This is a genomic window from Enterobacter sp. BNK-22, assembly GCF_048684805.1.
GTDB lineage: Bacteria > Pseudomonadota > Gammaproteobacteria > Enterobacterales > Enterobacteriaceae > Enterobacter > Enterobacter quasiroggenkampii.
The window spans coordinates 1,561,522-1,584,681 of the sequence record NZ_JBLQTT010000001.1 but is presented as its reverse complement, the minus strand read 5'-3'; the positions used below and the strand labels follow the sequence as shown (position 1 = coordinate 1,584,681).

The following is a 23,160-nucleotide window of genomic DNA, read 5'->3' as shown; positions in this document are numbered from 1 at the left end:
ACGTTAGGGGGCGTGGCGAGCAGGAACTCAGAGATCGTCCATCGTGTAACCCACCACGATTTCCAGCGTCTTGCGAATCACATCCGCCTGAACCACGTCGTTGGTGGCTTCCAGCGTCTGGATGAGCCAGAGGATGATCGCCTTATTGGACAGATGCCCTTCGGAGGCCAGAACACAGCGTACTGCAGTAGAAAAAATAGCGGACTCTTCAGCAAAACGATCGCCTGCATGGCGGAAATACTCCGCCAGCGCACTGTCTAAAAAAGCAGAGTGGTATTCGGGTTGAAGCTGAATATTTTGTCTCATTTGTTCTCACCGTAGCTGTTAAATTGCAGTCAATGTATTTTTTTGGGATCGGACGGTTTTCCACTTCCAAATAACGGCACAACATTGTCTCGGGTATCGTTGAGAGATCCCTCTCTTTTCGTTCGTCCTTGCGCGGTTCTGCGACGTGTAAAGGCGGTGCTGTTTGAGCCGATCTCGGCAATCACCACCGCAAGTGTCTCCCGCCGCTGGGGATCCTTTTCATGTTCTTTCATGACCCGCAGACGCTGTAGCAAGCCTTCAGTTGTCACCGGTCCCCGCTCTTTCAGAAGAGAGAGAACGGCTTCACCGATAAGCTGGTCTATCAGTCGGTCTGCGTTACTGCTATTCATATCCTTACCGTTCGAAGAGCAGACCAAGCAGCATGTGGTAATGCTCTTCCTCTTCCGGGCCGTCGGCCTTTTCGAGGCGACTCAGCAATTTTGTACAAAGCGATTTGCGATTAAGGTTTCGCCCGTCGCTGAGAATTTCAACAACCACCTGGCCCAGCGTTTCCTGCTGGGTAGGAAGCGCGGCCTTTTCGAAGTACTGTGCGATTGCTGCTGCGGAATCTGCGACGTAACCTTTCTGCTGCATGTTTCGCTCCTGTAAAATTTTGTAATCAGTAACGTTACATTTAAGGTATACATAATTTTCAAATCTGTACATCTAAAATGTACAATTTTTTAGATTTTTTACGATATATCTTATAAATCATTTATTTTTCATTGTGTTGGGTTGGCGTTGTGATGGGGTGGGAGTGCAGGATATATTGTACAAAAAGCGCAGGTGCTGGTAAGTTGTACAGCCGAGTCAAAAGGTCTCATTAACTGCCGTAAATGGTTGAGATGTAAATTATTTGTCAGGCAATTAATGTGCTATAAATGAACATTACCCACGTCTTTCGTGGCCAAAACCCTAACCCCCAGGAATAGCATGCTCACAACCATCATTTACCGCAGTCATATCTGCGAGGACGTTCCAGTGAAAGCGCTGGAAGCAATGGTCGCTGCTGCAAATCGTAAAAATCGGCAATCCAATGTCACGGGGATCTTGCTGTTTAACGGCACACATTTTTTTCAACTGCTGGAAGGGCCGGTTGAGCACGTTTCGGCTATCTATGAGCAGATCTGCAACGACCCGCGCCACCATAACGTGGTCGAGTTAATGCGCGATCACGGGCCTGTCCGGCGTTTTGGCAACGTGGGTATGGAGCTTTTTGATTTGCGCCACTTCGACCGGGACGAGGTACTGCAGCAGGTGCTCAATAAGGGGACGACACGCTACCAGCTGACGTATAACGACCGCCCTCTGCAGTTTTTCCGCACCTTTGTCGAGGCCACGGAAAAAGCGAACTATTTTGAACTGCCGCCTGCGGACTCATGGGAATTCGTTCGCGAAGAAACGCGCTTGTCCGCGCAGCCTGAGGTGGTCGCGAAGGGGGCGGATTGCAGCTTCGCGTTCCAGCCGATAGTCGATCCGTTTATGCAGCAGGTTGTCTCCTGGGAGGCGCTTCTCCGCACCCCGTCCGGCGACTCGCCGGGGGCCTATTTCGCCAGCCTTCCGCATGAGGAAGTGTACGCGTCTGATTTGCAAAGCAAGCAGGTGGCGCTCTCCATGGCCAGCGCGCTGGGGTTACAGGACCAGACGTTATCCCTTAACCTGCTGCCTATGACGCTGGTTAACATTCCCAATGCCGTGGATTTTCTGCTCACCGCGATTGAAGCAAACGGTTTTGTACCTGAACAAATCGTGGTGGAGTTCACCGAGAGCGAAGCCATTTCCCGTTTTGATGAGTTCACGGATTCGGTCAGGCAGTTAAAAAGCGCGGGTATCAGCGTGACGATCGATCACTTTGGTGCCGGTTTTGCCGGGCTGCAGCTACTGGCCCACTTCCAGCCTGACAGAATTAAGATTAATCGTGATTTGGTCGCGAACGTGCATAAAAGTGGCCCCCGACAGGCCATTATTCAGGCCATCATCAAATGCTGTTCCTCGCTTGAAATCCAGTTCTGCGCGGTGGGAGTAGAGAAGGCGGAAGAGTGGATGTGGCTGGAATCTGCGGGGATTTCCCAGTTCCAGGGGCATCTTTTTGCCAGCCCCCGGCACGGCGGGATTCCAGCCATTGCGTGGCCGGAGAAAAAGTTCGAATTGTGATAAAGCTGTACACAATCGGACAGACGTAACTGTACGAACGGTAAATTTTATACAACAATGTATTAACAGGTGAATGGCGTCGTAAGCCATTCACCCGTTCAAAATGCGGTCTTAGTTATACAAATGGTGTGTACAATCTGATAAGGTTGGTGCAGTTAGGTATGGAAGTTCTGAGCGTGAGGGAGTTAATGGCCTATTACAGTATCGGCGAAGTGGCCGAACGATGCGGTATCAACCCCGTTACGCTGCGTGCCTGGCAGCGCCGTTATGGATTGTTGAAGCCGCAGCGCAGCGAAGGGGGTCATCGTCAGTTTGACGATGAAGATATCCTGCGTATCGAAGAGATCAAACGCCTGATGAAGAGCGGCGTTTCGGTCGGGAAAGTAAAAGCCTTGCTGGAAAACAAGGAAGTTCTGACTCAGGGTAACTGGGTCTCGTTCCAGGAAGAGATGATGACCGTTCTGCGCTATGCCAGCCCGGCAAAGCTGCGCGCCAAAGTCGGTGAGTTCCGCCGCGATCACCCGATAGATGCCCTGATTGACAATATTATTTCTCCCGTCCGTCAGCGGATGAACCAGGACCAAAATACCGTGCGTCACATGGCGAGCCTGTTTGACGGGGTCCTGATCGAATTCGCGATCGCAAGCCTGGCGGAGTCTCGCAAAAAAGCCGGTAAAGATGCGCTCCTGATTGGGTGGGAGTGTGATGACCGCACCCATCTGTGGCTTGAAGCCGCGCGCTTATCGCAGAAGGGCTGGCACATTGATGTCCTGGCAGAACCGATTGATTCGCCGCGTCCCGAGCTTTTCCCGGGGCAGAAAATCTTCGTCTGGACGGGGAAATCGCCAACGCCTCGACAGCAGGAACAGCTCGACCACTGGCGTGAGCAGGGTTTTGCTGTCTCATTCCATCATTGAGTGTAAGAGGCCTTGAGGGCCTTTTTTTGTTTTTGTCACTTTCCTTGCAAAGGCTATCTCAAAAATAGGCATTTCCGATGCATATTTTACTTTTCACCTCTCCGCCACAAACCCCACGACGAAATGCATTATTAATCAATGCATTGAACAATTAAATCCATCCTGCCTGCATCCTGCCACAGGGTCTATGCTTAATAAAAGTAGGCAAAAAGGGCGGTTTAGCCGAATGCCCCTGCTGACAGAGGGTTGAAGTGATAATCGTTATCACTAACATGGTGTTATGCCCTGATGGCTTATCAGATGAGGTGGACCTATGGAACTGCATTCAGAAACCTTTAATCCTGCCGATTTCGCCTGGCGCGGGTTAACGCTCACGCCAGCGGCGGCGGCACATATTCACGAGCTGGTGGCGAAAAAGCCCGAGATCCTTGGTGTGCGTTTAGGTGTCAAACAGACCGGCTGCGCAGGTTTCGGTTACGTGCTTGATACCGTCACCGAACCCGAGAAAGATGACCTGGTGTTCGAGACCGACGGCGCAAAATTGTACGTCGCGCTGCAGGCCATGCCCTTTATCGATGGCACCGAAGTGGACTATGTCCGCGAAGGCTTAAATCAGTTATTCAAATTTCATAACCCGAAAGCCCAGAACGAATGCGGCTGCGGCGAAAGCTTTGGGGTATAGGCGGAACTATGTCTCGTAATACTGAAGCAACGAGTGAAGTAAATACCTGGAGCGGCGGGCACCTCAACTATAAAGAGGGGTTCTTCACCCAGCTGCAGACCGATGAGCTGGCAAAAGGCATCAACGAGGATGTCGTGCGGGCGATTTCGGCGAAACGTAACGAGCCCGAGTGGATGCTGGAGTTTCGCCTGAGTGCCTACCGCGCCTGGCTGGAGATGGAAGAGCCGCACTGGCTGAAAGCGCATTATGACAAGCTGAACTACCAGGATTACAGCTACTACTCCGCGCCGTCCTGCGGCAGCTGTGATGATACCTGCGCCTCGCAGCCCGGCGCGGTGCAGCAAACCGGCGCGGAGAACAGTTTCCTCAGCAAAGAGGTGGAAGAAGCCTTTAACCAGCTGGGCGTACCGGTGCGCGAAGGGAAAGAGGTGGCGGTGGACGCTATCTTTGACTCGGTCTCGGTGGCCACCACCTATCGCGAGAAGCTGGCAGAGCAGGGGATCATTTTCTGCTCCTTCGGCGAAGCGATTCACGATCATCCGGAACTGGTGAAAAAGTACATCGGGACCGTAGTGCCTTCAAACGATAACTTCTTTGCGGCGCTTAACGCGGCGGTGGCCTCGGACGGTACCTTTATTTACGTGCCGAAAGGCGTGCGCTGTCCGATGGAGCTTTCCACCTATTTCCGTATTAATGCCGAAAAAACCGGCCAGTTCGAACGTACCATTCTGGTGGCCGATGAGGGAAGCTACGTCAGCTACATCGAAGGGTGCTCCGCCCCGGTCCGCGACAGCTATCAGCTGCACGCGGCGGTGGTGGAGGTCATCATCCATAAAGACGCCGAGGTGAAATACTCGACGGTGCAAAACTGGTTCCCGGGCGACGGCAATACTGGCGGTATCCTGAACTTCGTAACCAAGCGTGCGCTGTGCGAAGGGGAAAACAGCAAGATGTCGTGGACCCAGTCCGAAACCGGTTCGGCCATCACCTGGAAATACCCGAGCTGCATCCTGCGCGGGGATAACTCCATCGGCGAGTTCTACTCGGTGGCGCTCACCAGCGGCCATCAGCAGGCCGATACCGGCACCAAGATGATCCACATTGGTAAAAACACCAAATCGACCATTATCTCGAAAGGTATCTCCGCCGGACACAGCCAGAACAGCTATCGCGGGCTGGTGAAAATCATGCCGACGGCCACCAATGCGCGAAACTTTACCCAGTGTGACTCGATGCTGATTGGCGCGGACTGCGGCGCACATACCTTCCCATACGTCGAATGCCGTAATAACACGGCCCAGCTGGAGCACGAGGCAACCACGTCACGGATTGGGGAAGACCAGCTCTTCTACTGCCTGCAGCGCGGGATCAGCGAAGAAGACGCCATCTCGATGATTGTCAACGGCTTCTGTAAGGACGTGTTCTCTGAACTGCCGCTGGAATTTGCCGTTGAAGCCCAGAAACTCCTCGCCATTAGTCTTGAACACAGCGTCGGTTAAGGAAAGCACATGTTAAGCATTAAAGATTTACAGGTCAGCGTAGAAGATAAAGCCATCCTGCGTGGCCTCAATTTTGACGTTAAGCCGGGGGAAGTCCACGCCATCATGGGGCCGAACGGTTCCGGGAAAAGTACGCTTTCTGCAACGCTGGCGGGGCGCGAAGATTATGAGGTGACCCACGGCTCGGTCGAGTTTAACGGCAAAGATCTGCTGGAGATGTCGCCGGAAGATCGTGCGGGAGAGGGCATTTTTATGGCCTTCCAGTACCCGGTCGAAATTCCTGGCGTCAGCAACCAGTTCTTCCTGCAAACGGCACTGAATGCGGTGCGCAAATACCGTGGGCTGGAGGCGCTGGACCGCTTCGACTTCCAGGATCTGATGGAAGAGAAGATCAGGCTGCTGAAAATGCCGGAAGATCTGCTGACCCGCTCGGTGAACGTCGGTTTTTCCGGCGGCGAGAAAAAGCGTAACGACATTCTGCAGATGGCGGTACTCGAGCCCGAACTGTGCATTCTGGATGAGACCGATTCCGGTCTGGATATCGACGCCCTGAAGATTGTCGCTGACGGCGTCAACGCCCTGCGCGACGGCAATCGCTCGTTTATTATCGTCACCCACTACCAGCGCATTCTGGACTACATCAAGCCGGATTACGTCCACGTGCTTTACCAGGGGCGCATTGTGAAATCCGGTGATTTTACGCTGGTTAAACAACTGGAGGAGCAGGGTTATGGCTGGCTTACCGAACAGCAGTAATGCGCTCCAGCAGTGGCACCGGCTGTTTGAAGCCCAGGGCGGCACGCGCTCGGCGCAGGCGCAGCAGCATCTGCAGCAGATGCTGCGTCTTGGCCTGCCGACGCGTAAGCATGAGAACTGGAAATATACCCCGCTCGATGGCCTGCTGAACGCCGAGTTTGTTACCCGTCTGGCGGATCTCACCCCAGCGCAGCGCGACGCGCTGGCCTTGCGTGTCGATGCCGTGCGCCTGGTGTTTGTCGATGGCCAGTTCCGTCCGGAACTGAGCGACACGGTCCAGGAGAGCGGCTTTGAGATTGAGATAAACGACGATCGCCAGCGCCTGAGCGCCCCGGTTCAGCCCGAGGTTTTCCTGCACCTGACCGAGAGCCTGGCCCGCAGCGTGACGCATATCGCCGTGAAGCGTAACCAGCGTCCGACAAAGCCGCTGCTGCTGATGCATATCACTCAGGGTCTGGACGGCGATGAAATCAATACCGCGCACTATCGTCACCATCTTGAGCTGGCGGAGGGCGCGGAGGCCACGGTCATCGAACATTACGTCAGCCTCAATGAGACGCGTCACTTTACCGGGTCGCGTCTGACGATGAACGTGGCGGCCAATGCCCAGCTACACCACATCAAACTGGCGTTTGAGAATGCGCAGAGCCACCACTTTGCCCATAACGACATTGTCCTGGGACAGGATGCCGCCGCGTACAGCCACAGCTTCCTGCTCGGCGGGGCGGTGCTGCGCCACAACACCAGCACGCAGCTTAACGGGGAAAACACCACGCTGCGCATCAACAGCCTGGCGATGCCGGTTAAATCGGAAGTGTGTGACACGCGCACGTGGCTGGAGCACAACAAAGGCTACTGCAACAGTCGCCAGCTGCACAAAACCATCGTCAGTGATAAAGGGCGCGCGGTGTTTAACGGCCTGATTAACGTGGCGCAGCACGCCATTAAAACCGACGGGCAGATGACCAACAACAATCTGCTGTTAGGGCGACTGGCGGAGGTGGACACCAAACCGCAGCTGGAAATCTACGCGGATGACGTCAAATGCAGCCACGGTGCGACGGTCGGGCGAATCGACGACGAGCAGATGTTCTACCTGCGCTCCCGCGGCATCGACCAGCAGGCGGCGCAGAAAATGATTATCTACGCGTTTGCCGCCGAACTGACGGAAGCGCTGCACGATGGTCAGTTAAAACTGCAGGTGCTGGATCGGATCGGTCAGCGCCTGCCTGGAGGCGAAGCATGAGTTTTCCCGTCGAGAAAGTACGGGCAGATTTCCCGGTTCTGACCCGTGAAGTAAACGGTCTGCCGCTGGCCTACCTGGACAGCGCGGCCAGCGCGCAGAAGCCGAATCAGGTGGTGGATGCCGAAGCCGAGTTTTATCGCCACGGCTATGCTGCCGTGCATCGCGGTATTCATACCCTGAGCGCCGAGGCGACCCAGCGGATGGAAAACGTGCGCACGCAGCTTGCCGCCTTCCTTAATGCCCGCTCGCCGGAAGAACTGGTCTTTGTTCGCGGGACCACCGAAGGGATCAACCTTGTCGCTAACAGCTGGGGCAACGCGCAGGTCCACGCGGGGGATAACATCATCATCACCCAGATGGAGCACCACGCCAATATCGTGCCGTGGCAGATGCTCTGCGAGCGCGTGGGCGCCCAGCTGCGGGTGATCCCGCTAAACGCTGACGGGACGCTTCAGCTTGAGCAGCTTGACCTCTTGCTGGATGACCGTACGCGGCTGGTGGCGGTAACCCAGGTCTCCAACGTGCTGGGGACAGAAAACCCGGTGGCAGAGATCGTCGAAAAGGCCCATCAGGCGGGGGCAAAGGTCCTGATTGACGGCGCGCAGGCGGTGATGCACCACGCGGTTGACGTCCAGGCGCTGGACTGTGATTTCTACGTCTTTTCAGGCCACAAGCTCTATGGGCCGACCGGGATTGGCGTGCTGTATGTGAAAGAAGACATCCTGCAGGCGATGCCGCCGTGGGAAGGGGGCGGGTCGATGATCGCCACTGTCAGCCTGACGGAAGGCACGACCTACGCGCGCGCGCCGTGGCGTTTTGAGGCGGGCACGCCCAACACCGGGGGTATTATCGGGCTGGGGGCGGCGGTCTCCTACGTCTCTGCCATCGGCCTGGACGCCATTCAGGAGTACGAACAGCTGCTGATGCACTACGCGCTGGCGGAACTTGCCAGCGTGCCGGATTTGACCCTCTACGGGCCTGCCGATCGGCAAGGGGTGATTGCGTTTAATCTCGGGAAACACCATGCCTATGACGTGGGCAGTTTTCTCGATAACTACGGCGTGGCGGTCCGTACCGGGCACCACTGCGCCATGCCGCTGATGGCGTTTTACCAGGTACCGGCAATGTGCCGCGCATCGCTGGTGATGTACAACACGACGGAAGAGGTCGACAGGCTGGTGGCGGGGCTTAAGCGCATTCACCAGCTGCTGGGCTAACGGAGAGGCGAAAGATGGCAGAGCTGCCGGACAAAGATAAATTACTGCGCAACTTCTCGCGTTGCGCAAATTGGGAAGAGAAGTATCTCTATATCATTGAGCTGGGACAACGCTTACCGCCGCTCGGTGAAGAGGCGCACCGCGCAGAGAACAGTATTCAGGGCTGTCAGAGCCAGGTGTGGATCGTGATGGCGCAGTCTGAGGATGGCACGATCGAATTGCGCGGCGACAGCGATGCCGCCATTGTAAAAGGGCTTATTGCCGTCGTCTTTAGCCTTTACCAGCAGATGTCGGCGCAGGATATCGTCGCGTTTGATGTCCGTCCATGGTTTGAAAAAATGGCCTTAACCCAACACCTCACCCCGTCCCGTTCTCAGGGACTGGAAGCGATGATTCGCGCCATCCGCGCCAAAGCTGCAATCCTTAGCTAGACTTACAGAACTGCATTCATTCTGTTTCGCGAGGTGGTTCCCGCCTCGCTGGTTTTTCAGCTTTCTGGCGTTCTGTCAGTGAATAAGGAATCTCAGCATGAAGCGCGCGTCTCTCATTACTCTATTACTCCTCAGTTCGCTCGGTGCCCTTAATTCGGCCCGTGCGATGGACTATCCATTGCCGCCCGCAGGCAGTCGTCTGATTGGGCAAAATCAAACCTACACGATACAGGAAGGTGATAATAAGCTGCAGACCATTGCCCGTCGGTTTAATACGGCGGCCCAGGTGATCCTGGAAACCAACAATACCATTGCGCCGGTAAACCCTGCGCCGGGAACCGTGATAACCATTCCGTCGCAAATGCTGTTGCCGGATACGCCCCGCGAGGGAATTGTGGTCAATCTCGCTGAGCTTCGGCTCTACTACTTCCCGCCGGGGCAAAACATTGTTCAGGTTTTCCCCCTGGGCATTGGTCAGCTGGGGCTGGAAACACCGGTGACGACCACGCGGGTGAGCCAGAAAATCCCTAATCCGACCTGGACACCCACGCCGGGCATCAGAGCACGCTCTCTGGAGCAGGGCATTAAACTGCCTCCGGTGGTTCCTGCCGGGCCAAATAACCCCCTGGGACGCTTCGCGCTGCGTTTAGGCGTGGGGAATGGGGAATATCTTATCCACGGTACCAGCGCGCCGGACAGCGTCGGCCTGCGGGTCAGCTCTGGCTGTATGCGGATGAACGCCCCGGACATTAAGGCCCTGTTCGAACAGGTGCGGGTGGGCACGCGGGTGCAGATTATTAATGAACCCGTGAAGTTTTCCGTTGAGCCGGATGGTAAACGCTATATTGAGGTCCACCGTCCGCTGGCGCAGGTTGAAGGGGAAAATCCACAGGTCTCGCCCATTACCCATTCCGCCGAGTTTGCGACCTTTGTTTCCCAGGCGGGAAGTGATAAGGCGCTAATTGATAAAGCGCTGTCACGTCGCGCCGGGATCCCGGTTATCGTGTCGGCCGGTAGCGGCCCGTCAGCCAGCAATAGCGTGTTGTCGGTGCAGAACAGCCGGGTATCTGCTGCGGTAGCGGAAGATGAAGGGGAGAAGGTGACGCAGTAGCCGTTTAATGCAGGCAAAAAAAATGGCGCACAATGTGCGCCATTTTATTAACAGGTACTATTACTTACGGTATTTAGTAGCCTGGTTGTCCAGACGCTGGTTAGCGCGAGCTGCGTCGTCTTTAGCAGCCTGAACGTCGGAACGGATTGCGTTCACGTCGTTGCTCAGCTGGTCAACTTTAGCGTTCAGAGTCTGAACGTCAGAAGACAGCTGATCGATTTTAGCGTTGCTGGAGCAACCAGCCAGCAGAGTAGAACCCAGGATTACCGCGCCCAGTACCAGTTTAGTACGATTCATTATTAATACCCTCTAGATTGAGTTAATCTCCATGTAGCGTTACAAGTATTACACAAAGTTTTTTGGGTTGAGAATATTTTTTTGATGGGAATACACCTATTTTTGATCGTTCGCTCAAAGAAGCATCGAATCAGCCGGTTTCGGGTAAAAATCTAAGGAAAAAAAGGCATTTATCATCGGATTCATCTTAGATAATTCGCAATTAAATAGAAAAACCCGATTTGCATTTTGAATGACTTTGGCTAATGCCGGGAATAAAAAAAGCGCCCGACGGGCGCTTTTTATCCAAATTAATTCGTTCGGGAATTATTACAGCACGTGAACAGATGCGGTATTGGTGGTGCCGCTTGGTACCAGCGCGCCAGAAACCATGACCACAACGTCACCTTTCTGTGCCAGACCGCTTTCCAGAGCCAGTGCTTTACCCTGAATGTAGAAATCGTCAGTAGAGGCGATCTCTTTAACCAGATGCGCAACGACGCCTTTGCTCAGCACCAACTGACGAGCGGTGGTTTCGTTGGTGGTCAGGGCCAGGATGGTCGCATCCGGGAAGTATTTACGCACGGCGCGCGCAGATTTACCGCCCTGAGTGGCAACCACGATCAGTGGGGCTTCCAGTTTCTCAGCGGTTTCTACTGCACCGCGGCATACTGCTTCGGTGATACGCAGCTTGCGGCTGTCGTTATTGAAGTCCAGACGGCTGGTCATCACGCGGTCAGTACGTTCACAGATGGTCGCCATGATGCCGACCGCTTCCAGCGGGTATTTACCTTTCGCGGATTCGCCGGACAGCATAACCGCATCAGTACCGTCGAGGATGGCGTTTGCCACGTCGCCAGCTTCAGCGCGGGTTGGGCGTGGGTTTTTGATCATGGAGTCCAGCATCTGCGTTGCGGTGATAACCACTTTACGCGCGCGCACACACTTCTCGATCATCATCTTCTGCGCGAAGATCACTTCTTCAACCGGGATTTCAACGCCCAGGTCGCCACGTGCAACCATGATGCCGTCAGACGCTTCGAGGATTTCGTCGAAGTTGTTCAGGCCTTCCTGGTTTTCGATTTTGGAGATGATCTGGATCTTTTCGCCGCCGTGCGCTTTCAGGTGCTCACGGATTTCAACCACGTCGGAACGCTTACGGATGAAGGAGGCCGCGACGAAGTCAACGCCTTGCTCGCAGCCGAAGATCAGGTCCTGTTTGTCTTTTTCAGCCAGGGCTGGCAGCGCAATGGAGACGCCCGGCAGGTTAACGCCTTTGTTTTCGCCCAGGTCGCCGTTGTTCAGCACTTTACAGATAACTTTGTTGCCTTCGATAGCGGTGACTTCCATACCGATCAGGCCATCGTCGACCAGCACGGTGTTACCGACAGACAGATCGCTGGTGAAGCCTTCGTAGGTCACTGCAACGATTTCGCTGTTGCCGACGACGGATTTATCGGTGGTGAAGGTGAAGGTCTGGCCCGCTTTCAGAGAGACGTCGTTACCGCCTTCCAGTTTGATGGTACGGATTTCTGGACCTTTGGTATCCAGCAGGATGGCCGCTTTTTTACCGGTCTTGCTCATCACGTTGCGCAAGTTCTGGATGCGCTGGCCGTGCTCTGCGTAGTCACCGTGGGAGAAGTTCAGACGCATCACGTTCATGCCGGCGTCCAGCATTTTGCTCAGCATCTCTTCAGATTCGGTTTTCGGGCCGATAGTACAAACAATTTTCGTCTTTTTCATGACAGTCTTAGTCTTTAAGTTGGGAAGGATATGGAAATCTCGCTCCGGGGGCGCACCGCCGCGGAGTCAAACCTGTGTTGCAAAAGAGTATATGACACGCACTAAGGATAGGAGACATCAAATGAGCGTGCAGAAGAAAGTGTGCCTGAGTGACAGCCCAACGAAGGAGAGGAGAAGTTGTACGTTGTTTTTTGTATTCCAAGCGCTGAAACCATTCACCAGGGATTTGGCGCGCATTATACGCTGATTTGAAGATAAAAGGAAAATGGAAACGGTGTTTCAGAAATAATCAATGCTGTTTCACATAATATTGTTATCAAGGCGTTAAGCCATGATGACAACTTGTGGCGGCAGGTGAGTAACCTGCCGCCGATTGCTTATTTTTGCAGCGCCTGGCTGAGGTCCGCAATCAGGTCTTTAGGATCTTCAATTCCCACCGACAGGCGGATCAGTTGCGGCACAATGCCGTTCGCCAGCCGTTGTTCCAGCGGAATCGAGGCGTGCGTCATGCTGTAAGGCTGACTCACCAGACTCTCCACGCCGCCCAGGCTCTCCGCAAGAGTGAACAGCTTCAGGTTGCGAATCACCTCGGTGGCGCGTTGCGCATCGCCTTTTACCACGACGGAAATCATGCCACCGGGCAGCGTCATCTGCGTGCGGGCAAGCTGGTATTGCGGATGTGATTCCAGGCCAGGATAGAATACCTTTTCGACCAGAGGATGCTGATCGAGCCATTGCGCAATCGCCAGCGCGTTGGTGCTGTGCTTTTCGACCCTCAGCGCAAGCGTGCGAATACCGCGCAGCGTCAGGAAGCTGCTGAACGGATCCAGGACGCCGCCCACCGCGTTTTGCAGATAGCCCAGCTTGTCCGCCAGTTCCTTGTTGTCCCCGACAATCGCCAACCCGGCCACCACGTCAGAGTGGCCGTTAAGGTATTTGGTGGCAGAGTGCACCACGATATCGAAACCGGACTCCAGCGGACGGTGGATCACCGGCGACGCGAAGGTGTTATCCGCCACGCTGATGACGTTATGACGACGGGCAATGGCCGCGATGGCCGCCAGATCGGCCAGCTTCAGCAGCGGGTTGGTCGGCGTCTCGACCCACACCATACGCGTCTGTGGGCGAATGGCGGCCTCGAGCCCGGCCAGGTCGTCCGGTTTAACCCAACTGACCTGCAGCCCGGTGCTGCGCTTGCGCACATTTTCGATCAGGCGGTACGTCCCACCGTAAACGTCATCAATGGCGACAATATGGCTGTCTTTATCCAGCAGTTCGAGCACCGTGGAGATAGCCGCCAGACCGGAGGCAAAAGCGTAGCCGCGCGTGCCGCCTTCCAGTTCGGCAATCGCCGTTTCCAGCGCATGGCGGGTAGGGTTGCCGCTGCGGGAGTACTCATAGCCGGTATGCTCCCCGGGCGCGGGTTGCGCAAACGTCGAGGTGGCGTAAATCGGCGGCATGACGGCGCCGTGCTGGTCGTTAAATTCGCCGCTGTGTACGCTGAGAGTGGCCAGGTTTTTCATCATTGATTCCTTTATTGCTGTAGACGGTTGCGCCAGGCGGTCAAAACGTCGCTGCGCGTAATCAGACCGAGAAAACGGTCGTTGTCATTAATGACGGCCACCAGGCCGCGGTCGAAGATGGCGTTCAGGGCGCTTTCCGGCGCGTGTTTATCAAGGAATTCGACCTGACGCGTCATGGCTGCCGTCACCGGCAGCGCGAAGCGATCGCCGTCGCCGCCGATATGCCGCAGGAGATCCCACTCGTCGATAATGCCCACCACCTTGCCGTTCTCCAGCACCGGCAGCTGGGAGATGTCATACAGACGCATGCGCGCCAGGACGGTGGAGAGCGTGTCGTCCGGGGCGGCGGTGACGGTCGCACCTTCGTCGTGGCGCAAGGCGATGTAGTCGGAGAGATCGCCGGCCTGAGGACGCGTGATGAGCCCCTGCTGTCGCATCCAGTCGTCGTTGAACATCTTCGAGAGATATTTATTGCCGCTGTCGCAGGCGAAGGTCACCACCCGCTTCGGCGTGGCTTGTGCCTGGCAATACTTCAGCGCGGCCGCCAGCAGCGTACCGCTGGAGGAGCCCGCCAGAATGCCCTCCGTTTTCAGCAGCTCGCGCGCGGTGGTGAAGGCCTCGCGGTCGGTGATGCGCCAGGCGCGATTGACGCCTTCAATGTGGGCCAGCGGAGGAATAAAGTCTTCGCCAATTCCCTCAACCAGCCAGGAGCCCGCGTCGTGGTAGCGTCCGGTTTCCACCTGATCGGCGAGAACGGATCCAGCCGGGTCAGCCAGGACAAACTCCGTGTGCGGAGAGTGCTCGGCGAACCACGCCTGCAGGCCGCCCAGCGTGCCGCCTGAGCCGACGCCCACCACGATGGCGTCGATTTTGCCGTCAAGCTGCTCATACAGTTCCGGCGCCGTGGTGGTGCGGTGCGCCAGCGGGTTGGCTTCGTTGTTGAACTGGTCGATGTAAAACGCGCCAGGCAGTTCGTTCGCCAGACGCTGGGCGTAATCCTGGTAATAGGCAGGATGGCCCTTGTTGACGTCGGAGCGGGTCAGCACCACCTGGGCACCCAGCGCGCGCAGGTGGAAAATCTTCTCGCGGCTCATTTTGTCCGGCACCACCAGGATCAGCGAGTAGCCTTTCTGGGCGGCGATCAGTGCCAGGCCGAGACCGGTATTGCCCGCCGTGGCCTCAATAATCGTGCCGCCTGGCTGCAGCTGGCCGGTACGTTCCGCTTCGTTAATCATCGACAGCGCAACGCGATCCTTAATCGACCCGCCCGGATTTTGGTTTTCCAGCTTCAGGAACAGCGAGCAGGGACCGGTATCAAGCTTATGCAGCTGTATCAGCGGGGTACGACCAATCAGTTCGGTGACGGAGTGATAAATCGTCATGATGTTTTCCTTTCTGGATGTCATGACGGGATGATAGGGCGGTGAAATTTTCTCAATAAAGAACCATTCACTGCCGTTTAGAACAGAAAGGAATATAAATGCCATTTCTGGATGGAAGGACAGCAAGACGTAAAGTTGTCTGGATGTGAGGATGGCTATATCGGGATAAAATGCTGCAAAAATGAGCGTTTTTTGCGCCCGTCCGCCAGCAGATATGCATCCGGCAGATAATCATTGCTGAAATTGGTCTAAATGCTTCCCACCCGGTAAATCCGCTGTTTATTGCCGAAAGTTATAACACATTCTTTTTTGTTCATTTAAAAGCTGATAACGCCTGTTTACTATCGTTTGGACATCCATACTGCTAAACCGCCACGGGCGGCACGGATAACGAATAAGAATGATTGTACTGAGTAATATTTCGAAGGTTTTTGACAACGGAAAGGTGGCACTCACAGCCGTTGATAATGTCAATTTGACGATAGCACAGGGACAGATATACGGGATCATTGGTTACAGCGGCGCAGGTAAAAGTACGCTTATCCGCCTGCTGAATGGTCTGGAAAAACCGAGCAGCGGCAGCGTAACCATCAACGGGCAGAACATTTCTGCCGCAAAAGGTGAAGCACTGCGCCAGGCGCGTCTGAAGATCAGCATGGTGTTTCAGCACTTCAACCTGCTGTGGTCGCGCACGGTCAGCGAGAATATTGCGTTCTCGATGCAAATTGCTGGCGTACCGAAAGCCGAAATTAAGGCCCGCGTGGCCGAGCTTATTGAACTCGTTGGCCTGAAAGGTCGCGAGCATGCTTATCCGTCACAGCTGAGCGGTGGGCAAAAGCAGCGCGTGGGCATTGCGCGTGCGCTGGCTAATCGCCCGGATGTGCTGCTCTGCGATGAAGCCACCTCCGCGCTTGACCCGCAGACCACCGATCAGATCCTCGATCTGCTGCTGGATATTAACCGTCGGTTCAAGCTGACCATCGTGCTGATCACGCACGAGATGCACGTGGTGCGCAAAATCTGCGACCGCGTGGCGGTGATGGAGAACGGTAAAGTGGTGGAAGAGGGCGACGTGTTGAGCGTCTTTACCCATCCGCAGCAGCCGATTACGCAGCAGTTTGTCCGTCAGGTGAGCCAGTACGCTGAAGAAGAAACCTTCAATACCGAACTGGCAAACGATCTGGAAGGTACGGTCATCAGGCTGACCTTTACCGGGCACAGCACGCACAAACCGATTGTGGGCGAACTGACGCTGCGCTACGGCCTGCCGTTTAACATCCTGCACGGAAAAATGACCCAAACCGCTCACGGCGTGTTTGGTCAACTCTGGGTGCACGTCGTGGCATCTGATGAACAACTGAACAATATCCTCGCCGACCTGCAGCACAGCGATATTGAAGGCGAGGTGATTAAACATGGCTGAGAATCTCTTTCCGCATCTCAAGTGGGATCAGCTCTGGGCGGCAACGCTGGAGACGCTGTACATGACCGCGCTTTCCGGCGTGGCGACCTTTGTATTAGGCATCGTGCTGGGTCTGGCGCTGTTTTTAACCGCGCGCGGCGGATTGTTCCACAACCGCACGGTGTATAGCGTCATTTCGATTGTGGTGAACGTGTTCCGCTCGATTCCGTTCATCATTTTGATTGTGCTGCTGATCCCGTTCACCAAGACCGTTGTCGGCACCATTCTTGGCGCCAACGCGGCGCTGCCGGCCCTGATTGTGGGGGCTGCACCGTTCTACGCACGCCTGGTGGAGATCGCCCTGCGTGAAGTGGATAAAGGCGTGATTGAAGCGACGCGCTCGATGGGCGCACGACTGAGCACGCTCGTGTTTCGGGTTTTACTGCCGGAATCATCACCTGCACTGGTATCGGGTATTACGGTAACGCTGATTGCGCTGGTGAGCTACAGCGCAATGGCGGGGGTGATTGGCGCCGGTGGTTTGGGAAATCTGGCTTATCTGGAAGGATTCCAGCGCAACCATGGTGACGTCACGCTGGTGGCAACGGTGACCATTCTGATCATCGTTTTCATTATCCAGTTCTGCGGCGATGTCATTACTTCACTGTTAGATAAACGCTAATAAATACACACAGGAACCACATCATGAAAAAGACACTGACACTGATCGCCGCTGCAACCCTGAGCGCCCTGAGCTTCGCCTCCTGGGCCGACACCCTGACCGTAGGGGCATCCAACACGCCGCATGCGGAAATTCTGGAGCAGGCAAAGCCGATTCTGGCGAAGCAGGGTATCGACCTGGAGATTAAACCGTTCCAGGACTACATTCTGCCGAACACCGCGCTGGCGGGTCATGACATCGATGCGAACTATTTCCAGCACATTCCTTACCTGAACAGCGTGCTGAAAGATCATGCGGGCGATAAGGACTACGATTTTGTCAGTGCGGGCGCGATCCACATTGAACCAATCGGCATCTACTCCAAAAAATACAAGTCGCTGAAAGACCTGCCGGAAGGTGGCAAGATCATCATGCGTGACGCGGTTTCTGAAGAGGGCCGTATTCTTTCCATCTTCGAGAAAGAGGGCGTGATCAAGCTGAAACCGGGCATCGATAAAGTGACCGCGCGCATCAGCGACATCGTCGAGAACCCGAAGAAGCTGAAGTTCACGCCTAACGTGGAAGCGTCTCTGCTGCCGCAGATGTACAACAACAACGAAGGCGACGCGGTGGTGATTAACGCCAACTACGCGATTGACGCCGGTCTGGATCCGGTTCACGACCCGATTGCGGTTGAGAGCGGTGAAAACAACCCGTATGCCAACATCATCACCGTGCATCGCGGTGACGAGAAGAAGAAAGACATCGTCGCGCTGGTGAACGTGCTGCACTCGAAAGAGATTCAGGACTGGATCCGCACCAAGTACAAAGGCGCGGTCATTCCAGTAAACAACTAATTAGCTGATTTTACAGATGAAGCCCGGCGAGTTCCTCGCCGGGCTTCTTTTTTGTATCCGGCAGGAGAATCATTTAAGCTCAACGTTTAACAGGCAATGGAGTGATGACGATGGGTAACGTGACCAAAGATGAAGCGCTGTATCAGGAGATGTGCCGGGTGGTCGGGAAGGTCGTGCTTGAGATGCGTGATTTAGGGCAGGAGCCAAAGCATATTGTCATTGCCGGGGTACTGCGTACCGCGCTGGCGAACCAGCGCGTGAAACGCAGTGCATTGACTACTGAGGCAATGGAAACGGTGGTTAAAGCGCTGGCCGGGTAAGGCGCCAGCGTTTCGCAAGCTGCTCGAGCGAGCAGCAGAGCAGGTAATAGACCACGCCCGTAAAGATAAATATGGCCGCCGGGTAGATTTGCACCCGGTTGTTGACCTGTCCCGCCACCGTGGTCAGCTCCGGGACGTTCACGATAAACGCCAGCGACGTATCCTTCAGCAGGCTGATAAAAATCCCCACCAGCGACGGCAGAATATTCCTCAGCGCCTGCGGCAGCAGCACGCGCCACAGGGTTTGCTGCGTGCTGAATCCCTGTGACAGCGCGGCTTCGAACTGCCCGGTCGGCAGCGCGCTCAGCCCGGCCAGCACCGAGTGCATCACGGTGGCCGCCGTAAACCAGGCCAGCGCCAGCGTGACGGTCAGCGCCCCGGGCAGATCGCCCCCGGTCATGAGCGGCAGGAGATACCACATCCAGAAAATCACGAAGATGAGCGGGATCCCGCGAATCAGCTCTGCCCATAAAAAGAGGACTTTTCGCACGAGCCCGGTAAAGCGCCAGGCCAGGCACGCGAGCAGTATCCCTCCGGGCAGAGCGATAACCGCAGCGCCTGCTGCCATCATTAACGAAAGCAGTACGCCTCCCGGTTCACCGGCTGCCGCGCGTCCCCACAGCAGATAATCGAGGTTATCGGTGATGACATTAAGTCCGGCAATCATGTTTTTCACTCCCTGTGGTGGCGACGATCGGGCGTTTACGTTTCGCCTGCGGCCCAAGGCGGACCAGCACCATTCCCATGACCAGACCGGTCAGCAGATAGAGTGCAGTACCGAGGGTAAATGCCTCCAGCGCGTGTGCGTTAAAGCTTTCGATCTGCCTGACCTGGTAGGTGAGCTCGGCGAAGCCAATCCCGCTGGCGAGCGAGGAGAGCTTCATCAGGTTGAGATACTGGCCCACAACGGGCTGCCAAGCGTTAGCCAGCCCCTGCGGCAGCAGGATGTAGCGAAATACGCGCCATGCCGAGAATCCCTGGGCGAGCGCCGCCTCCCGTTGCCCGACTGGCACAGAACGCAACCCGGCTTCCACTTCTTCGATTAAAAACGCCGAGGTAAAAACGCCCAGCCCCCAGGCAGAGCATAAAAATTCGGGCGTAAACCACCAGACGTCGCCGGGCAGAATGGACCAGCTGTGATCGGCGTTGACCACGTCGCGAAACGCCTGCGGCAGCCCGTTCCAGGCGGCAAAATACCAGAACAGCAGCTGCACCAGCAGCGGCGTATTGCGAAACAGCGATACCCAGCCGCTGACGATCGCTTTCCCGACGCGTCCACCGGACAGGCGCAGGAGCATAAAGAGCAGTGCGAGCAGGCTGGCCAGCGCGATCCCCGCCAGCGTTACCCACAAGGTGGTGAGAAATCCGGAAAGTATCCACTGCAGAGGCTGTCCGGTCAGTACCCCCTGCCAGTCGAGCGCGGGCATTACAGATGCTCCTGATGCAGCGGATCCAGCACCTTTTGCAGGAAACGCTGCGCGCGCGGATGCGCTGGCTGGCTGAAAAACTGCGCTGGCGGCGCGGTTTCCAGAATTTGCCCGCCGTCGATAAAGACAATCCGGTCGGCGATTTCCCGGGCAAACTGCATCTCATGGGTCACTACGATCATCGTGATCCCGCTGTGGGCGAGGGCTTTCATCACGAACAGCACTTCACCAATCATCTCCGGATCCAGCGCGGAGGTGGGTTCATCGAACAGAATGATTTGCGGTGAAGAGGCGAGGGCGCGGGCTATCGCCACGCGCTGCTGCTGTCCGCCGGATAGCTCTGCCGGGAAATGGTGGGCCTTTTCCAGCATCCCGACTTTCTCCAGCAGGGCCAGCGCGCGCGCCTGGGCTGGCTGTGGCTTCCAGCCGTGAACGTGCTCCAGTGCCAGGGTAATGTTCTGGCTGGCGGTGAGATGGGCATAAAGGTTGAACTGCTGGAATACAAACCCCACGCGGCTTCGCAGCTGGCGCAGCCCGCTACCGGAGAGCTTTCCGGTAGGCTTGTTGTCGACCAGGATCTCTCCGCCGCTCAGGGGTTCAAGCTGGTTGATAAGACGAATCAGGGTGGATTTACCGGAACCCGACGGGCCGAGGATAGCAACCACTTCACCGGGCGTGATGGTGAGGTTAATGTCGTTCAAAACCTGATGGTCACCGTAGCGTTTGTCCACATGACGAAACTCGACGCTGGCCTGTTCCAGATGTGAAAAATCCGCGGCACCGGCCGCGGAGTGTGAAAATAAACCTGAGAGCATAATTACCTGGCTTCTATTTTAAAGCCGCGAGGCTGTGGAGCAGGGGTGCCAGGACCAAACCAGACATCATAGATTTTTGCCGCCTGACCGGTCTTCTCGAGATTAACCAGCTCGTCGTTGACGGCTTTCAGCAGTGCCGTTTCACCTTTCTTCACCCCCACGCCAATCTCTTCTTTACTGAGCAGATCGGGCAGGATTTTGAAGTTGGCTTTGTCCGGCGCCTGCGCCAGCAGACCGGCCAGAATGGTGCTGTCCTGAGTGATGGCCTGTACGTTGCCGTTGCGCAGTGCGGTCAGCGCCAGGGGAATGTCGTCATAAGAGAGGACGCGGGACTGCGGGAAACGCTGGTGCAGCGCCTGCTCGCCTGTTGTGCCTTTGACTGCGCCAATGCGCGCCCGGCTATAGTCATCGAGCTTGTCCGGTGATTTCGCCGGAACCAGGAACTGCTGGCCAGTGACGAAGTAAGGCGTCGAGAAATCAATGACCTGTGCGCGTTCCGGGGTAATAGTAATATCCGCCACGATCAGGTCGGCTTTGCCGGACTGCAGTAGCGGAATGCGGTTGGCCGGATTGGTGGCAACCAGTTCAAGCTTGACGCCGAGCGATTTTGCCAGCGCTTTGGCGAAGTCCACGTCGTAACCCACGATCTCATGCGTTTTGGCATCAATCGAGCCAAACGGCGGGTTGGCATCAAACGTGGCCACTTTCACCACCCCTGCTGCCTTGATATCCGCCAGCTGATCGGCCTGCGCCTGCGCTGAAAACAGGCCCCAGGCTGCCACTACGCCCAGAGCCAGCGTCCGTTTTTTAAACCCTTTCATTTTTGCTGCCATAGTCATTCGCCATCCCGTTGTTTTTGTTTTACCCCGTTACGCTCCCATAAGGGAAAGCTATCGCCAAATAAGAAATCGTTCTTTGCTATGAGCAAAAAAGCATTAGTGAACAAGGTGTTAATGAAGAGTGAAAAGGACGAGGGTGCTATTTGCAGATCCTGCACATCGACAGTGGATTTTGGTATTTCCCCTGCACGGGATAGGGGTGCTTAACTGAAGGCAGATACGGCGAGAGAGGGTAAGACGATGAAAAAATGGATCAGCACGTTACGGCGGTTTTTTGCGGCCCGGCCAGCGAATGCGGAGAACAGCGCGCAACGTGTTCTTGAGTCGATACTGCCTGTCGCCAGCCTGTATGGCGTAGACGTTGCCAACATTGACCCGGAGTGGTTCCATGATAAAACGCCACGCTGAACTGCGCCGCACGCGCGAAACGTACTGGAACGAAGTGTGCGTGACGTTTAACGAGTGAAATAAAAAAGCACCGGTTTCCCGGTGCTTTTTTATTAGATCTTGCAGGCGTCGCCGCAGTCGTCGTCGGCGACAATCGCCTGCGCTTTTTTATCCGCGTCGTCCAGACGTTCTGCATTACGCTCTTCTGCTTCATCCAGACCGTTAAACACTAAGTTATCGAGATCAATTTCCATGTTGCACCTGCTCTGTTCAGTTTTCGATACTGGCACAGTATAGGGCAAAAAAAGCCAGCAATGTACCTCGCAGCACATAAGGATAATCCCTGCCATACTCAGTGCTTTATCGCTGAGGAGAGCACATGATTACACTCTGTAAAACCTGTGGAACCGCCTACGATATGCAGCCGGACAGATGCCCAATTTGTGAGGATGAACGCCAGTATGTGCCCATCACGGGGCAGGCGTGGACCGATCTCGATACCGTCAACGCGACGCACAGCAACAAATGGCAGCAGCTGGAGCCGCGATTGTTCGGTATCAAAACCGTTCCGGCGTTTGCTATCAACCAGCGGGCGCTGCTTCTGCAAACGCCGCACGGCAACATTCTCTGGGACTGTATCGCCAACCTCGATGCCGCAACCCAAACCCTCATCGCCGCGCTCGGCGGCATCAGCGCAATTGCGATTTCACATCCGCACTATTACACCACGATGCAGGAGTGGGCTGCGGCGTTTGACGCGCCGGTGTACCTGCACGCCAGCGACAGAGAGTGGGTGATGCGCGACAGCCCGGCCATTCATTTCTGGGAAGGCGATGCGCTGGAGATTTTCCCATCGGTTACCCTGCTGCGTCTGGGCGGGCATTTTGCCGGAGGAACGGTGCTGCACTGGCAGGAGGGGGACGGGGTGCTGCTGGTGGGCGATATTCTGCAGGTCACGCCGGGTAAAGACGCCGTCTCGTTTATGTGGAGCTACCCGAACTATCTTCCGCTGCCTGCCCGCACGGTGGCGTCCGTCGTGAGTCATCTGGAAGGCAGAGCGTTTGAACGTCTGTACGGCGCGTTCGAAGGGCAGAACATCCTCGCTAACGCGGACGAAATTGTGCAGCGGTCGGGCCAGAAATATATTGCTTGTCTGAAGTAAACCACGATGGGTAAACTTTACGAGTGTGATCTCGATCATACCTAAAC

At 55.7% G+C, this 23,160-nt stretch carries 28 protein-coding genes; 15 read left to right on the top strand and 13 right to left on the bottom strand.

The genetic code is table 11. The annotated features are described in order from the left end of the window. Positions 1 to 27: 27 nt before the first annotated feature. From ACMGGE_RS07355 to ycgZ, 3 genes are read right to left on the bottom strand one after another with little or no spacing between them, the layout of a single operon-like run. The gene (locus ACMGGE_RS07355) at positions 28 to 306 is read right to left on the bottom strand and encodes a biofilm development regulator YmgB/AriR family protein (protein WP_023327185.1); all 279 of its coding nucleotides are present in this window, start codon (positions 304 to 306) and stop codon (positions 28 to 30) included. A 29-nt stretch (positions 307 to 335) separates the two neighbouring features. Further along, entirely contained in the window at positions 336 to 656 is a 321-nt protein-coding gene (locus ACMGGE_RS07350; protein WP_045910303.1) for a hypothetical protein, read from the bottom strand. A 4-nt stretch (positions 657 to 660) separates the two neighbouring features. Then, on the bottom strand, positions 661 to 900 hold the full coding sequence (gene ycgZ, locus ACMGGE_RS07345) for a regulatory protein YcgZ (RefSeq protein ID WP_008500634.1): 240 nt from the start codon (positions 898 to 900) through the stop codon (positions 661 to 663). A 339-nt stretch (positions 901 to 1,239) separates the two neighbouring features. Between ycgZ and ACMGGE_RS07340 the strand changes: the two genes are divergently transcribed. From ACMGGE_RS07340 to ldtE, 9 genes are all read left to right on the top strand, one after another. Continuing rightward, positions 1,240 to 2,460 carry a diguanylate phosphodiesterase gene (locus ACMGGE_RS07340; RefSeq protein ID WP_045910304.1) on the top strand — a complete coding sequence of 407 codons (1,221 nt, stop codon included), beginning with the start codon at positions 1,240 to 1,242 and terminating at the stop codon, positions 2,458 to 2,460. 188 nt (positions 2,461 to 2,648) lie between these two features. Further along, positions 2,649 to 3,377, top strand: coding sequence for a MerR family transcriptional regulator (locus ACMGGE_RS07335; RefSeq protein WP_039266180.1), 729 nt, complete (start codon positions 2,649 to 2,651; stop codon positions 3,375 to 3,377). A 313-nt stretch (positions 3,378 to 3,690) separates the two neighbouring features. Continuing rightward, positions 3,691 to 4,059, top strand: coding sequence for a Fe-S cluster assembly scaffold SufA (sufA, locus tag ACMGGE_RS07330; protein WP_008500631.1), 369 nt, complete (start codon positions 3,691 to 3,693; stop codon positions 4,057 to 4,059). An 8-nt stretch (positions 4,060 to 4,067) separates the two neighbouring features. After that, on the top strand, positions 4,068 to 5,558 hold the full coding sequence (sufB, locus tag ACMGGE_RS07325) for a Fe-S cluster assembly protein SufB (protein WP_021241107.1): 1,491 nt from the start codon (positions 4,068 to 4,070) through the stop codon (positions 5,556 to 5,558). A 9-nt stretch (positions 5,559 to 5,567) separates the two neighbouring features. Next, positions 5,568 to 6,314, top strand: a complete 747-nt coding sequence (gene sufC, locus ACMGGE_RS07320) for a Fe-S cluster assembly ATPase SufC (protein ID WP_048027583.1) — start codon at positions 5,568 to 5,570, stop codon at positions 6,312 to 6,314. Next, positions 6,289 to 7,560 (top strand): Fe-S cluster assembly protein SufD, encoded by a 1,272-nt coding sequence (gene sufD, locus ACMGGE_RS07315; protein WP_420293586.1) that lies wholly within the window; start codon positions 6,289 to 6,291, stop codon positions 7,558 to 7,560. The genes sufC and sufD overlap by 26 nt, the downstream gene beginning before the upstream one ends. Further along, positions 7,557 to 8,777: a cysteine desulfurase SufS gene (gene sufS, locus ACMGGE_RS07310; protein ID WP_063621443.1), complete on the top strand. Its 1,221-nt coding sequence runs from the start codon at positions 7,557 to 7,559 to the stop codon at positions 8,775 to 8,777. Before sufD ends, sufS begins: the two co-directional genes overlap by 4 nt. Positions 8,778 to 8,791: 14 nt before the next feature. After that, a complete protein-coding gene (gene sufE, locus ACMGGE_RS07305) occupies positions 8,792 to 9,208 on the top strand; it encodes a cysteine desulfuration protein SufE (protein WP_420293585.1) in 417 nt (138 codons plus the stop codon). 97 nt (positions 9,209 to 9,305) lie between these two features. Further along, a complete protein-coding gene (ldtE, locus tag ACMGGE_RS07300) occupies positions 9,306 to 10,319 on the top strand; it encodes a L,D-transpeptidase LdtE (RefSeq protein WP_048027587.1) in 1,014 nt (337 codons plus the stop codon). Between the two features lie 60 nt (positions 10,320 to 10,379). Here ldtE and lpp read toward each other — a convergent pair whose 3' ends face one another. The 5 genes from lpp to ACMGGE_RS07275 all read right to left on the bottom strand — a co-directional run bounded on the left by lpp (position 10,380) and on the right by ACMGGE_RS07275 (position 15,243). After that, on the bottom strand, positions 10,380 to 10,616 hold the full coding sequence (gene lpp / locus ACMGGE_RS07295) for a murein lipoprotein Lpp (RefSeq protein ID WP_010430241.1): 237 nt from the start codon (positions 10,614 to 10,616) through the stop codon (positions 10,380 to 10,382). 309 nt (positions 10,617 to 10,925) lie between these two features. Then, positions 10,926 to 12,338 carry a pyruvate kinase PykF gene (gene pykF / locus ACMGGE_RS07290; RefSeq protein WP_045284943.1) on the bottom strand — a complete coding sequence of 471 codons (1,413 nt, stop codon included), beginning with the start codon at positions 12,336 to 12,338 and terminating at the stop codon, positions 10,926 to 10,928. 7 nt (positions 12,339 to 12,345) lie between these two features. Further along, complete coding sequence (locus tag ACMGGE_RS07285) at positions 12,346 to 12,540, bottom strand: hypothetical protein (protein ID WP_418721936.1); 195 nt, start codon at positions 12,538 to 12,540, stop codon at positions 12,346 to 12,348. A 175-nt stretch (positions 12,541 to 12,715) separates the two neighbouring features. Further along, the gene (locus tag ACMGGE_RS07280) at positions 12,716 to 13,861 is read right to left on the bottom strand and encodes a trans-sulfuration enzyme family protein (protein WP_048027590.1); all 1,146 of its coding nucleotides are present in this window, start codon (positions 13,859 to 13,861) and stop codon (positions 12,716 to 12,718) included. 11 nt (positions 13,862 to 13,872) lie between these two features. Further along, a complete protein-coding gene (locus ACMGGE_RS07275) occupies positions 13,873 to 15,243 on the bottom strand; it encodes a pyridoxal-phosphate dependent enzyme (protein ID WP_048222734.1) in 1,371 nt (456 codons plus the stop codon). Between the two features lie 400 nt (positions 15,244 to 15,643). On the opposite strand from ACMGGE_RS07275, the gene ACMGGE_RS07270 reads away from it, so the two are divergent. The 4 genes from ACMGGE_RS07270 to fumD all read left to right on the top strand — a co-directional run bounded on the left by ACMGGE_RS07270 (position 15,644) and on the right by fumD (position 18,483). Continuing rightward, entirely contained in the window at positions 15,644 to 16,666 is a 1,023-nt protein-coding gene (locus ACMGGE_RS07270) for a methionine ABC transporter ATP-binding protein (protein ID WP_045910313.1), read from the top strand. Next, positions 16,659 to 17,327, top strand: coding sequence for a methionine ABC transporter permease (locus tag ACMGGE_RS07265; RefSeq protein ID WP_008500617.1), 669 nt, complete (start codon positions 16,659 to 16,661; stop codon positions 17,325 to 17,327). Before ACMGGE_RS07270 ends, ACMGGE_RS07265 begins: the two co-directional genes overlap by 8 nt. 23 nt (positions 17,328 to 17,350) lie before the next feature. Next, positions 17,351 to 18,163 (top strand): MetQ/NlpA family ABC transporter substrate-binding protein, encoded by an 813-nt coding sequence (locus tag ACMGGE_RS07260; RefSeq protein WP_008500616.1) that lies wholly within the window; start codon positions 17,351 to 17,353, stop codon positions 18,161 to 18,163. A 110-nt stretch (positions 18,164 to 18,273) separates the two neighbouring features. Continuing rightward, positions 18,274 to 18,483 (top strand): fumarate hydratase FumD, encoded by a 210-nt coding sequence (gene fumD, locus ACMGGE_RS07255; protein ID WP_023343959.1) that lies wholly within the window; start codon positions 18,274 to 18,276, stop codon positions 18,481 to 18,483. Here fumD and ACMGGE_RS07250 read toward each other — a convergent pair. Genes ACMGGE_RS07250 through ACMGGE_RS07235 form a run of 4 tightly spaced genes read right to left on the bottom strand, consistent with a single transcriptional unit; the run spans position 18,464 to position 21,558 of the window. Continuing rightward, on the bottom strand, positions 18,464 to 19,150 hold the full coding sequence (locus tag ACMGGE_RS07250; RefSeq protein WP_048030750.1) for an amino acid ABC transporter permease: 687 nt from the start codon (positions 19,148 to 19,150) through the stop codon (positions 18,464 to 18,466). The two genes, fumD and ACMGGE_RS07250, sit on opposite strands and share 20 nt — an antisense overlap. Beyond that, positions 19,134 to 19,910 carry an amino acid ABC transporter permease gene (locus ACMGGE_RS07245; RefSeq protein ID WP_048030749.1) on the bottom strand — a complete coding sequence of 259 codons (777 nt, stop codon included), beginning with the start codon at positions 19,908 to 19,910 and terminating at the stop codon, positions 19,134 to 19,136. The genes ACMGGE_RS07250 and ACMGGE_RS07245 overlap by 17 nt, the downstream gene beginning before the upstream one ends. Then, entirely contained in the window at positions 19,910 to 20,725 is an 816-nt protein-coding gene (locus ACMGGE_RS07240; protein ID WP_048222746.1) for an amino acid ABC transporter ATP-binding protein, read from the bottom strand. The genes ACMGGE_RS07245 and ACMGGE_RS07240 overlap by 1 nt, the downstream gene beginning before the upstream one ends. 2 nt (positions 20,726 to 20,727) lie before the next feature. Further along, complete coding sequence (locus ACMGGE_RS07235) at positions 20,728 to 21,558, bottom strand: ABC transporter substrate-binding protein (RefSeq protein ID WP_080347292.1); 831 nt, start codon at positions 21,556 to 21,558, stop codon at positions 20,728 to 20,730. A 246-nt stretch (positions 21,559 to 21,804) separates the two neighbouring features. On the opposite strand from ACMGGE_RS07235, the gene ACMGGE_RS07230 reads away from it, so the two are divergent. Beyond that, complete coding sequence (locus ACMGGE_RS07230) at positions 21,805 to 21,972, top strand: hypothetical protein (protein ID WP_032666818.1); 168 nt, start codon at positions 21,805 to 21,807, stop codon at positions 21,970 to 21,972. A 92-nt stretch (positions 21,973 to 22,064) separates the two neighbouring features. On the opposite strand, the gene ACMGGE_RS07225 is transcribed toward ACMGGE_RS07230, so the two are convergent. Beyond that, positions 22,065 to 22,205, bottom strand: coding sequence for a hypothetical protein (locus tag ACMGGE_RS07225; RefSeq protein ID WP_003857665.1), 141 nt, complete (start codon positions 22,203 to 22,205; stop codon positions 22,065 to 22,067). Between the two features lie 125 nt (positions 22,206 to 22,330). Between ACMGGE_RS07225 and ACMGGE_RS07220 the strand changes: the two genes are divergently transcribed. After that, complete coding sequence (locus tag ACMGGE_RS07220; RefSeq protein WP_420293584.1) at positions 22,331 to 23,113, top strand: MBL fold metallo-hydrolase; 783 nt, start codon at positions 22,331 to 22,333, stop codon at positions 23,111 to 23,113. The last annotated feature ends 47 nt before the right edge of the window (positions 23,114 to 23,160 follow it).

Bases quoted from the DNA above. Each gene is read 5' to 3' on its own strand.
- ACMGGE_RS07230 (WP_032666818.1), top strand. From the start codon at position 21,805: ATGAAAAAATGGATCAGCACGTTACGGCGGTTTTTTGCGGCCCGGCCA.
- ACMGGE_RS07265 (WP_008500617.1), top strand. From the start codon at position 16,659: ATGGCTGAGAATCTCTTTCCGCATCTCAAGTGGGATCAGCTCTGGGCG.
- ACMGGE_RS07250 (WP_048030750.1), bottom strand. From the start codon at position 19,150: ATGATTGCCGGACTTAATGTCATCACCGATAACCTCGATTATCTGCTG.
- sufE (WP_420293585.1), top strand. From the start codon at position 8,792: ATGGCAGAGCTGCCGGACAAAGATAAATTACTGCGCAACTTCTCGCGT.
- sufB (WP_021241107.1), top strand. From the start codon at position 4,068: ATGTCTCGTAATACTGAAGCAACGAGTGAAGTAAATACCTGGAGCGGC.
- ACMGGE_RS07270 (WP_045910313.1), top strand. From the start codon at position 15,644: ATGATTGTACTGAGTAATATTTCGAAGGTTTTTGACAACGGAAAGGTG.
- ACMGGE_RS07245 (WP_048030749.1), bottom strand. From the start codon at position 19,910: ATGCCCGCGCTCGACTGGCAGGGGGTACTGACCGGACAGCCTCTGCAG.
- lpp (WP_010430241.1), bottom strand. From the start codon at position 10,616: ATGAATCGTACTAAACTGGTACTGGGCGCGGTAATCCTGGGTTCTACT.
- fumD (WP_023343959.1), top strand. From the start codon at position 18,274: ATGGGTAACGTGACCAAAGATGAAGCGCTGTATCAGGAGATGTGCCGG.
- ACMGGE_RS07280 (WP_048027590.1), bottom strand. From the start codon at position 13,861: ATGAAAAACCTGGCCACTCTCAGCGTACACAGCGGCGAATTTAACGAC.
- ACMGGE_RS07335 (WP_039266180.1), top strand. From the start codon at position 2,649: ATGGCCTATTACAGTATCGGCGAAGTGGCCGAACGATGCGGTATCAAC.
- ACMGGE_RS07240 (WP_048222746.1), bottom strand. From the start codon at position 20,725: ATGCTCTCAGGTTTATTTTCACACTCCGCGGCCGGTGCCGCGGATTTT.
- ACMGGE_RS07275 (WP_048222734.1), bottom strand. From the start codon at position 15,243: ATGACGATTTATCACTCCGTCACCGAACTGATTGGTCGTACCCCGCTG.
- ACMGGE_RS07235 (WP_080347292.1), bottom strand. From the start codon at position 21,558: ATGGCAGCAAAAATGAAAGGGTTTAAAAAACGGACGCTGGCTCTGGGC.
- ldtE (WP_048027587.1), top strand. From the start codon at position 9,306: ATGAAGCGCGCGTCTCTCATTACTCTATTACTCCTCAGTTCGCTCGGT.
- ACMGGE_RS07225 (WP_003857665.1), bottom strand. From the start codon at position 22,205: ATGGAAATTGATCTCGATAACTTAGTGTTTAACGGTCTGGATGAAGCA.
- ycgZ (WP_008500634.1), bottom strand. From the start codon at position 900: ATGCAGCAGAAAGGTTACGTCGCAGATTCCGCAGCAGCAATCGCACAG.
- sufS (WP_063621443.1), top strand. From the start codon at position 7,557: ATGAGTTTTCCCGTCGAGAAAGTACGGGCAGATTTCCCGGTTCTGACC.
- ACMGGE_RS07340 (WP_045910304.1), top strand. From the start codon at position 1,240: ATGCTCACAACCATCATTTACCGCAGTCATATCTGCGAGGACGTTCCA.
- sufA (WP_008500631.1), top strand. From the start codon at position 3,691: ATGGAACTGCATTCAGAAACCTTTAATCCTGCCGATTTCGCCTGGCGC.
- ACMGGE_RS07355 (WP_023327185.1), bottom strand. From the start codon at position 306: ATGAGACAAAATATTCAGCTTCAACCCGAATACCACTCTGCTTTTTTA.
- ACMGGE_RS07350 (WP_045910303.1), bottom strand. From the start codon at position 656: ATGAATAGCAGTAACGCAGACCGACTGATAGACCAGCTTATCGGTGAA.
- sufD (WP_420293586.1), top strand. From the start codon at position 6,289: ATGGCTGGCTTACCGAACAGCAGTAATGCGCTCCAGCAGTGGCACCGG.
- ACMGGE_RS07220 (WP_420293584.1), top strand. From the start codon at position 22,331: ATGATTACACTCTGTAAAACCTGTGGAACCGCCTACGATATGCAGCCG.
- pykF (WP_045284943.1), bottom strand. From the start codon at position 12,338: ATGAAAAAGACGAAAATTGTTTGTACTATCGGCCCGAAAACCGAATCT.
- ACMGGE_RS07260 (WP_008500616.1), top strand. From the start codon at position 17,351: ATGAAAAAGACACTGACACTGATCGCCGCTGCAACCCTGAGCGCCCTG.
- sufC (WP_048027583.1), top strand. From the start codon at position 5,568: ATGTTAAGCATTAAAGATTTACAGGTCAGCGTAGAAGATAAAGCCATC.